The 10,000-nt window shown below is 63.1% G+C and carries 6 protein-coding genes; 4 read left to right on the forward strand and 2 right to left on the reverse strand.

All coding sequences use genetic code 11. The annotated features are described in order from the left end of the window. The first annotated feature begins 342 nt into the window (after positions 1 to 342). The 3 genes from clpB (at position 343) to NKJ40_RS27135 (ending at position 5,165) form a co-directional block, all read left to right on the forward strand. Positions 343 to 2,949, forward strand: coding sequence for an ATP-dependent chaperone ClpB (gene clpB / locus NKJ40_RS27125; RefSeq protein ID WP_352468700.1), 2,607 nt, complete (start codon positions 343 to 345; stop codon positions 2,947 to 2,949). Between the two features lie 130 nt (positions 2,950 to 3,079). Continuing rightward, a complete protein-coding gene (locus tag NKJ40_RS27130; protein WP_352468701.1) occupies positions 3,080 to 3,445 on the forward strand; it encodes an MmcQ/YjbR family DNA-binding protein in 366 nt (121 codons plus the stop codon). Positions 3,446 to 3,683: 238 nt separating this feature from the next. Continuing rightward, entirely contained in the window at positions 3,684 to 5,165 is a 1,482-nt protein-coding gene (locus NKJ40_RS27135; RefSeq protein ID WP_352468702.1) for a L,D-transpeptidase family protein, read from the forward strand. 166 nt (positions 5,166 to 5,331) lie between these two features. Here NKJ40_RS27135 and NKJ40_RS27140 read toward each other — a convergent pair whose 3' ends face one another. Beyond that, positions 5,332 to 5,964: a TMEM175 family protein gene (locus NKJ40_RS27140; protein ID WP_352468703.1), complete on the reverse strand. Its 633-nt coding sequence runs from the start codon at positions 5,962 to 5,964 to the stop codon at positions 5,332 to 5,334. Between the two features lie 168 nt (positions 5,965 to 6,132). Here NKJ40_RS27140 and NKJ40_RS27145 point away from each other — a divergent pair, with 168 nt between their 5' ends. Then, positions 6,133 to 7,698: an MFS transporter gene (locus tag NKJ40_RS27145; RefSeq protein WP_352468704.1), complete on the forward strand. Its 1,566-nt coding sequence runs from the start codon at positions 6,133 to 6,135 to the stop codon at positions 7,696 to 7,698. Positions 7,699 to 7,715: 17 nt separating this feature from the next. Here the strand turns inward: NKJ40_RS27145 and NKJ40_RS27150 are convergent, their stop codons facing one another. Beyond that, a complete protein-coding gene (locus tag NKJ40_RS27150) occupies positions 7,716 to 9,674 on the reverse strand; it encodes a M23 family metallopeptidase (protein ID WP_352468705.1) in 1,959 nt (652 codons plus the stop codon). Between the last annotated feature and the right edge of the window lie 326 nt (positions 9,675 to 10,000).

Consider the following 10,000-nt stretch of genomic DNA (forward strand, 5'->3'; position numbering starts at 1 on the left):
AAGCTCATCATCCTCGCAAACGCTCTCCTCAAGGCGCAGCGAAAATGGGCCCCTAAAACCCCTTGATCAAAACGGATACTTTAGGTTCTTGTTTTGATGCATGTCGTTATCGCAAAATCGCTGCACACTTTTGCGCGACATGCATAGACGGCGGAGAGAAATCTCCGCCGTTTTTGTTTTGCGCGCTCGGGATATTATGCGTCCGCCAGTGTAGAGGCGTCTTGAGGGTCCGTGGTTTGCGTCCCATATCTTGCGTGAACAGGATCCGGCTCGAACGGGCGGGTCCGTCACCGCAATCTGATCCGGTGCCGCGAAGCGGGCCGGTGACGGAAGGAGACAGGCATGAATCTTGAAAAATATTCCGAGCGCGTGCGCGGCTTTATCCAGTCCGCGCAAACCATGGCGCTTTCCCGCAATCACCAGCAATTCACCCCCGAGCATATCCTCAAGGTCCTTGTCGACGACGACGAAGGCCTCGCTGCGTCACTGATCGAGCGCGCCGGCGGCAATGTCCGTGACGTCAAGCTCGGCGTTGAAACGGCACTGGAGGCAATGCCCAAGGTCGAAGGCGGCAATGGTCAGCTCTATCTGGCGCAGCCGCTGGCAAAGGTGTTCTCGACCGCCGAGGAACTGGCCAAGAAGGCCGGTGACAGCTTCGTCACCGTCGAACGGCTATTGCAGGCGCTGGCCATGGAAAAGTCGGCCAAGACCGCCGACATCCTGGCCAAGGCCGGTGTCACGCCGCAGGCGTTGAATCAGGTCATCAACGACGTACGCAAAGGTCGCACCGCCGATTCGGCGAGCGCCGAGCAGGGCTACGACGCGCTGAAGAAATACGCGCGCGACCTGACGGCGGACGCCCGTGCGGGCAAGCTCGATCCCGTCGTTGGCCGCGACGACGAAATCCGCCGCACCATCCAGGTGCTGTCGCGTCGCACCAAGAACAACCCGGTGCTGATCGGCGAACCCGGCGTCGGCAAGACGGCGATTGCCGAAGGGCTGGCGCTGCGCATCGTCAATGGCGATGTGCCGGAATCGCTCAAGGACAAGCAACTGATGGCGCTCGACATGGGGTCGCTGATCGCCGGCGCCAAATACCGCGGCGAGTTCGAGGAGCGGTTGAAGGCGGTGCTTTCCGAAGTCACGTCTGCCGCCGGCGGCATCATCCTGTTCATCGACGAGATGCACACCCTGGTCGGCGCCGGCAAGGCGGATGGCGCCATGGATGCGTCGAACCTGCTGAAGCCGGCCCTGGCACGCGGTGAACTGCACTGCGTCGGCGCCACCACGCTCGATGAATACCGCAAGCATGTCGAGAAGGATGCGGCCCTTGCCCGCCGCTTCCAGCCGGTCTTCGTCAACGAGCCGACGGTCGAAGACACCGTCTCGATCCTGCGCGGCCTGAAAGAGAAATACGAGCAGCACCACAAGGTGCGCATCTCGGATTCGGCGCTGGTCGCGGCCGCAACCCTGTCCAACCGCTACATCGCTGACCGCTTCCTGCCGGACAAGGCGATCGACCTGGTCGACGAGGCCGCGTCGCGGCTCCGCATGCAGGTCGATTCGAAGCCCGAGGCGCTGGACGAGATCGACCGCCGTATCATGCAGCTCAAAATCGAGCGCGAGGCGCTGAAGGTCGAGAAGGACGATGCCTCGAAGGACCGGCTCGTCCGCCTCGAGAAGGAACTCTCGAACCTGGAGGAGGAATCGACCGAGCTGACCTCGAAATGGCAGGCCGAGAAGCAGAAGCTCGGGCTTGCCGCCGACCTCAAGAAGCAGCTCGACGAGGCGCGCAACGAACTTGCCATTGCCCAGCGCAAGGGCGAATTCCAGCGCGCCGGCGAACTTGCCTATGGCAAGATCCCGGAACTCGAAAAGCAGCTGAAGCAGGCCGAAGCCAGGGATGGCAAGGCCGGCATGGTCGAAGAAGTGGTCGGCCCCGATCACGTCGCCCATATCGTCTCGCGCTGGACGGGGATCCCGGTCGACAAGATGCTGGAAGGCGAGCGCGACAAGCTGTTGCGCATGGAAGACGAAATCGGCAAGCGCGTCGTCGGGCAAGGTGAGGCGGTACAGGCGGTGTCTAAAGCGGTTCGCCGTGCGCGCGCCGGCCTGCAGGACCCGAACCGGCCGCTCGGCTCGTTCATGTTCCTCGGGCCGACGGGCGTCGGCAAGACCGAATTGACCAAGGCGCTGGCCAGCTTCCTGTTCGACGACGAGAGCGCCATGGTGCGTATCGACATGTCGGAGTTCATGGAGAAGCACTCAGTCGCCCGGCTGATCGGCGCGCCTCCCGGCTATGTCGGCTATGAGGAAGGCGGCGCGCTGACCGAAGCGGTGCGGCGCCGGCCCTATCAGGTCGTGCTGTTCGACGAGATCGAGAAGGCGCATCCGGACGTGTTCAACGTGCTGCTGCAGGTGCTCGACGACGGCCGGCTGACCGACGGGCAGGGCCGCACTGTCGACTTCCGGAATACGCTGATCATCATGACGTCCAATCTCGGCGCCGAATATCTGGTCAATCTCGGCGAGGACCAGGATGTCGACGTCGTGCGCGACGAGGTGATGAATGTCGTCAGGGCTTCGTTCCGGCCGGAATTCCTCAACCGCATCGACGAGGTGATCCTGTTCCACCGGCTGCGCCGCCAGGATATGGGCCAGATCGTCCAAATCCAGCTCAAGCGGCTGGAAAACCTGCTTGTCGACCGCAAGATATCGCTTTCGCTCGATCAGGAGGCGATCGACTGGCTGGCGGCCAAGGGTTACGACCCGGCCTATGGCGCGCGGCCGCTGAAGCGGGTGATGCAGAAGGAATTGCAGGATCCGCTGGCGGAAAAGATCCTGCTCGGCGAGATCCTCGACGGCTCGACCATCAAGGCCACCGCCGGCTCCGACCGCTTGAACTTCCGCTCGAAGCCGGCAGTCGTGGCAACCGAGGCGGCCGCCTGACTTCAAGCCAAGTGCCTGTTCCATCCCGATCGAATCGGGATGGAACTCCTATCTTCAATTTTGACCATGATCTTTTCCGAAAAATCGGCCGACCTTCGGTTCATGGTCTAATACCACTGGCGGGGCGCAGATGACGTTGGACGACTACAACAGTTTCTGCGCCTCGCTGCCTTCGACGACCCACGTCGTGCAGTGGGGCGGCGCCCATGTCTGGAAAGTCGGCAGCAAGGTGTTTGCGATCGGCGGCTGGAGTGAAGGCAAGGAGCCGTTCGTCACCTTCAAATCCTCCGATATCGCCTATGATGTGCTGAGGGAACAGCCGGGCCTTCGGCCGGCGCCGTATCTCGCCTCGCGCGGCATGAAATGGATCCAGCGCCGGACAAGCGAAAGCATGGATGATGAGGCGCTGAAGGATTATTTGCGCGAAAGCCACCGTCTTGTCGCGCTGAAGCTGACGAAGCAGGCCCGCAAGGAATTGCGGCTCACTGTCGGTTGATCGGCCAGAAATCCGCCATCTTCATGCCCGGTTCATATTGGAACCTTATGGTTGACAACTGATTTGCCGTCGAAGGGGTTCGCCTGCCGCATCGGCCCGAAGATCGAATTCGATGTTCGGAAAGCACGATGCGGAGATTTAGGCGTTGGAGCGACCTTTACGCGTCCGAAAGGACGCACGGCGCCCTACGAGGACAACGCCGACGGCGGCATTTACGGACCGGAGAATCTTGGCCACCATGTTGCGCACCATCTTCACCCTTTCAGCGCTTGCTGCCGGGCTGCTGGCGTCTAATGCGATGGCCTCACCCGTGGCGGACACCGCGCCGGGGGTTGTTCGCGCTGCCGATACGGGGGGCGTTCTGATCGCCCAGAATGGCAATCTCGATATCTACTACGACGCCAGGGGAAACCGCGTCATCGTCGATGCGGAGACCGGCAAGGTTATCGCCATCCAGCCGCCGCAGACCAGGCTCGACCGCCGTGCTTTGCGCCGTGAGCGCTTGCGCAATCTCGGGCCGGTCGAGGACGACCGCTATTATCTCGACGACCCGCAGGACATGGCGCGCTACCGCCGCAGGCAGTTGGAAGACGAGGGCAGGATCATCGTGCCGCCTGCCGACGATTACGACTTTAATGGCGACAATTCGGTGGAAGCCTTCCCCGAAGCGCCACGGGATGACGGCTACGGCAACGATTATCCGGAGGCAGCGCAGCCGGTGAAGCCGCGCACCATCGAGCGCCAGCCGCTCAACGAGGCCTCGATCGAGCCGGTCGAGCCGACAGTGCCGAACGAGCAGGCGGCCTTGCCGCCAGACACAGCCCCGCCCCCCGGCACTGGGGGCAGGACGGCGGTCGACCCGTCGCTTGCGCTCGGCGCCCGCGAGGACGTGGCGGCGCTGCAGGTGCTGCTCGACCGTGCCGGTGCGTCGCCCGGCGTCATCGACGGACGCTTCGGCTCGAATGTCGATAAGGCGCTCGCCGCCTATAACGAGATCACCGGCAGCAATCTGAAATCGACCGACGCGATCGGCATCCAGGCGGCCCTGGCGCAATCCGGCGGCGATGCCTTCGCCTCCTATACGATCACGCCCGAGGATGCGGCCGGCCCCTATGTCGCCTCGATACCGGAGGACTACAGCCAAAAGGCCCAGCTCGATCGCATGGGCTACACGTCGGTGCCCGAAGCGCTGGCCGAGCGCTTCCACATGGACGAGGCCTATCTGAAATCGCTCAATCCGGAGGCCAATTTCAATCGTCCAGGCACCATCATCAAGGTTGCCAATTTCGGCAGGCTGGTGGCGACGCCGGTGGCGCGCATCATCGCCGACAAGGCCAATAAGCAGGTCCGCGCCTATGATGCGGCGGGCAAGCTGGTCGCAGCCTATCCGGCGACCATCGGCTCGTCGGACACGCCGTCGCCGTCCGGCACGCATACGGTGTCGCGTGTCGCATTTGATCCGAACTACACCTATAACCCGAACATCAATTTCAAGCAGGGCGAAAACGACAGAATCCTGACCATCCCGCCGGGGCCGAACGGCCCGGTCGGCTCGGTCTGGATCGCGCTGGACAAGCCGACCTACGGCATTCATGGCACGCCGGATCCGTCCAAGATCGGCAAGACCGAAAGCCACGGCTGCGTGCGGCTGACCAATTGGGATGCGCGCGAGCTCGCCAAGATCGTGACGCCCGGCGTGACGGTGGAGTTCATCGAGTAGGGTATGTTGATACTCAGGTGATGCCGGCCTGCAAACGGCGGCTTCCTGCGCTTCCGGTGCTCACGTCCCCAAAAGTACGCTCCGCTCCGGTTCTCGGAAGCCACCATTTTCGACTCGGCCTGACCTGAATCTCAACACACCCTAAAGCGGACAGGCGTCGCTCCATTCAGCCGATGACCTTGCGCAGCAGTGGCGCGCGCAGCGCTGCCGCGTAGATCAACTGCACCACCAGGATGAAGCCGACGCTGAGCAACGGGCTGACCAGGCAGAGTGCAGCGCCGATCGCCCACAGGACCTGTGCCTTGACGATGCGCAGATAGACCGCTCGGGTGGTCTCCGCGTCGACACCTTCGGCCAGAAATCCATTCTTGTCCGCATAGCGCCAACTGGCGAGCAGCGTCAGGCCGAGCATCAAAAGATTGAGCCAGTAGACGAGCACCGCGGTTTTGTATTCGAGGAAGTCGGCCAAAAGATCGGTCGAGAACGGCAGCAAGGCGATGAAGCCGAGGAAGCAAAGGTTCAGCGTGGCAAGCCGCCGGTCGGATTTTGCAATCAGCCCGTGCTGCGCCTGCTGGCCAAACCAGAAGATGGTCAGCGTCAGGAAGCTGAGCGCATAGGTCAGGAAGCGCGGTGCCAGTGCTGTGATCGCGGTGATCAACTCGCTTTCGGAATGCACCGTTTCATGCGCCGGCACCCTGATCTCGAGAACGATCAGGGTGAGCGCGATGGCGAACACGCCGTCGGTGATGCCGACGACGCGCCCGCGTCCTTCCGCCGAGGGTTCGAGCGGTCGTTTCATGCGGTATTTCCCCGTTGTCTGTAGCGCTGCGAGAAGCTTAGCACGGCGTCTGCCGTTTGCACCCGGATCGGCGTGACCCTGCCTGTGTGGCCAGGTTCGGGCTGGTTTCAACGAGAACAGCCTGCTAGCCGGTTGTCGCCGGCGCGCCGGCGGACTAGGTAAGGCGGCATGCACACGCCAACCAAAGTCGGTACCGGCGCCGTTCCCCTGACCGGCTCGCTTCCCGCAGATACGTTCTGTCCGCAGGCGCAGCGGCGGTTCGTGCTGATCTCCGCGATCCTGGCTTCCGCGCTCGGCTTCATCGACGGATCGGTCCTGGCCATTGCGACGCCGGCGATCCGCCTCGACCTCGGCGCCAGCCTTGCCGAGGCACAATGGATTTCCAATGCCTATGCATTGACGCTTTCAGCCCTCATTCTCGTCGGCGGCGCCGCCGGCGATCGCTTCGGCCTGCGCCACTCCTTTGTCGCCGGCATCGTCCTGTTCATCGCCGCCTCGCTCGCCTGCGCGTTAGCGCCTAACCCGGCGGTGCTTATTGCGTTTCGGGCTATCCAGGGTGTCGGAGCGGCCATCATGGTGCCGGGCAGCCTGGCCATTATCGCCAAAGCCTATCCAAAAAAGGAACGCGGGCGGGCGATCGGCATCTGGGCCGCGGCATCGGCACTGACGACGGCGCTCGGCCCGGTGCTGGGCGGCTTCGTGCTGTCGGCGTTCGGCGACGGCATCTGGCGGGCGATTTTCGCCATCAATCTGCCGCTTGGTCTTATCTCGATCTATCTTCTGCTGGCCAAGGTCCCTGCCGACGCGCCGGCGGAAAAGCGCAGCCTCGATCTCGGCGGCGCTGCACTCGCCATATTGGCGTTCGGAGCTCTCGCTTACGGCCTGACCTCGATGAGCGGCGAGGGGGAGGGGCTGATGTCCGGCCCGAGTATTGCCGCCGGTGCAGTTTTGCTCGTCGTATTCATCGTCTTCGAGCGCCGGCGGCGCGAGCCGATGATCGACCTGTCGCTGTTTCGGATCGGCGCGTTCGCGGGCGCCAATGTGGCGACCTTCTTCCTTTATTTCGCGCTGTCGGCCAATCTGTTCTATCTGCCGATGCTCATGATCGCCGGATGGGGGCTGAGCGCGGCCGAGGTCGGTTTCATCTTCCTGCCGCTGTCGGCACTGATCGCAGTGTTGTCCGGACCGGTCGGCCAGTGGTCCGACCGCATCGGGCCTCGCTTTCCGATCGCCAGCGGCAGTCTGGTTGTGGCTCTTGCCTTTGCCGGACTTGCCTTGCTGGCCTATTGGGGGATCCACAATTTCTGGATCGGGGTATTCCCGCTGATGGCTCTGATGGGGTTCGGCATGGCGCTGGTGGTATCGCCGCTGTCGACCGCCATCATGACGGCGGTCGAGGACAAGGATACGGGTGCGGCCTCGGGCATCAACAACGCCGTTTCGCGCATCGGCGGCCTGATCGCCGTGGCGGCGATGGGATCGCTGGCGGCCTGGGTTTATGCTGGTGTGCTCGGCACCGGTGCCGGCTCCGGGATTCCGGGCTTCGGCGAACCGCCGCCCGCCGGCCTGGCGCCCGGCCTCGATGCGGCACGACTTGCCGCCAGCGACGCGGCATTCGCCGCCGTTGCCGCGGTGACCGCGCTGCTTTGCCTGCTTTCGGCAATCACCGCGTGGACGACGGTTTCCGGCGAGCGGCTGCCATTGGCGCGCGACGCGGCGAATCAGCAGGGCTGACGACGAAAAACGCCGGCTCAGCCTTCGATCTTGGCGCTCGCTACCTTCAACTGATTGCTGTCTTCCTGCTTGAGCAGGTCGTCGATGCGTTCGCGCTCGCGCTTGAAGGCGACGAGGTCGTCGCCCTTCAGCGTCTTGCCGACCGGCAGGCGGACGCGCATCGAATCGACCTTGGTGCCGTTGACGATCAGTTCGTAATGAAGGTGCGGACCGGTGGAGAGGCCGGTTGAGCCGAGATAGCCGATAACCTGACCCTGGCGAACGCGAACACCCGGCTCGATGCCTTTAGCAAAAGCGCTCTGGTGGTTGTAGGATGTCTCATAGCCATTGGCGTGACGCAAAATGATCTGCTTGCCATAGCCGCCGGCCCAGCCGGCCTTTTCGACGACGCCGTTGCCCGCGGCAATGATCGGCGACCCTACCGGAGCTGCCCAGTCGGTGCCGGTATGCATTTTCACATACCCCAAAATGGGGTGACGCCTGGCACCGAACCCGGACGTAAATCGGCCATTGGGCAAGGGATTGCGCAGCAGAAACTGCTCGGCGCTGCTGCCGTTTTCGTCGAAGTAGTCGCTGCTGCCGTCCTGCATCTGGAAACGGTAGAAATTTCGCCTCGTGCCGCCGAAAGTCGCGGAGACGTAAAGCAGCTCGGATTCGTCGGACGCCTGGTCGTCGCCATCGGGCTGCGAGAACAGCACCTCGATACGGTCCGTGGGATTGAGGCGCGACTGAAAGTCGACACTGGATGCCAGCAACTTGATCAGCCGTTGCGTCATCGCCTTGGACATGCCGTAGGAATAGGCGGTGCGGTAGATGCCGTCATAGACGTTCGGCAGATTGCCGCGCACTATTGGCGCAGGCGAATCGTCGAACGCCGTCAGCAATTCGGGATTTGGCTCCGGCTCCTGCGCCGGCACGTACTGGTCATGATCGTCGAGCGCGATGGTGACGATGTGCTGGGTCCTGTCGTAAACGCTGGTGCGAACGATCTTGGCGGCGTCGCCATGGACCTCGAGCCCAACGCGCAGCACGGTTCCTGCCTTGAGGGCCGTGGCATTCAGCAATTTGGCGATCGCCTCGGCCATTCCGGTGGCATCCTCGCCGGTATAACCCGAATCAGCGAAGGCCTCGGCAATGTCGAGATCTTTGGTGAAGGGGATGATTTCCTCGGCGAAGGCCGGCGCCTGGTCGTCGATGGCGGCACGCGGCGACACCGAGACGTTCTCCGGGACGATCTTGACGTCATAGGAGCCAGCCATGCTTTCGGCGAAGCCGTCACCGAATCGCTGCGGGTCGACATAATGCAGCGAAGCGACCTGGACAGCGCCGTCGCTCAGATCGGTGCCGGCCTCGCGCACCACCTTTTCCACCTCGTCGGCAGAAAGGTCGCTCTTTTCGTCGAAGGCCGCTGTCTCGATCGGGAAATCGACGGTCTTCAAGCTCATCTCGCTTTCGACCTTGGCGCCATAGATCTGGCTGGCGGTGGCGGCTGCCGGCTGGGCGGCATTGTCGTCGCCATTGCCAAACACCTGCATCGGGTCGAAAGGCGGGTAGGCCCGGCTGGTCGTGTGACCGGCGGCAAGCGCCATCTTGATCTGCACGAAAGGCATGGTGTGGATGACGTCGCGGTCGCCAACCTTGGTCACCATCGACACTTCCATGCGCCGGCGATCCTTGGCCTTGGCGATCTGGCGCAGCGCGACCAGCCTGGTCGTCTTGGCGACCTCACCGGAATCGTCGCCACTGGCAAGGCTGATAAGCTCGGCGATCTCTGGCGGGGTCGCCAACTGCTGGCGGCCGTCAAGCGCTGCAAACAGCGCCACGCCCATCAGCACGCTCGAGGTCACGCCGGTAAGGAAGGTGCCCGACAGCCAGCGCGCCGAAACCTCGCGCCGGTCGGGAGGGCCGCTGCGGCCGTCCGCGATCAGCGGCGGCTCGTTGCCGAGGTCGGCTATGACATCTTCCGTGTCTGGCATCCAGAAAGGCTGCTTCTTCCCCGGGGCGGAACGGCTTGTCGTTCTTGTTGTGGCCATGACATTTGCCTGTCACGGCGGGTGAAGTCAACGAAGCGCCTGGCCCCGGCCGAAATCCCCAATCACACGTCTGTCTCTAGGGTTCTCTTTAGTCTCTTATAGGAAGCGCCTGGGAGGCGCCGTTTGGTCTCTTATAGAAGGCCCTGCGCGGGTGGCGCGTTCGCCTGCTTCGTTGGCCTTGGTGTCAAACTGCAATACGGCGGCAATAGGGCTCCACTGCGACAGCCGGCTTTGTTGTCCCCATGCCGCAGCGGCAGTCGGCTACAGAA

This window comes from Mesorhizobium sp. M0119, assembly GCF_040322615.1.
GTDB lineage: Bacteria > Pseudomonadota > Alphaproteobacteria > Rhizobiales > Rhizobiaceae > Mesorhizobium.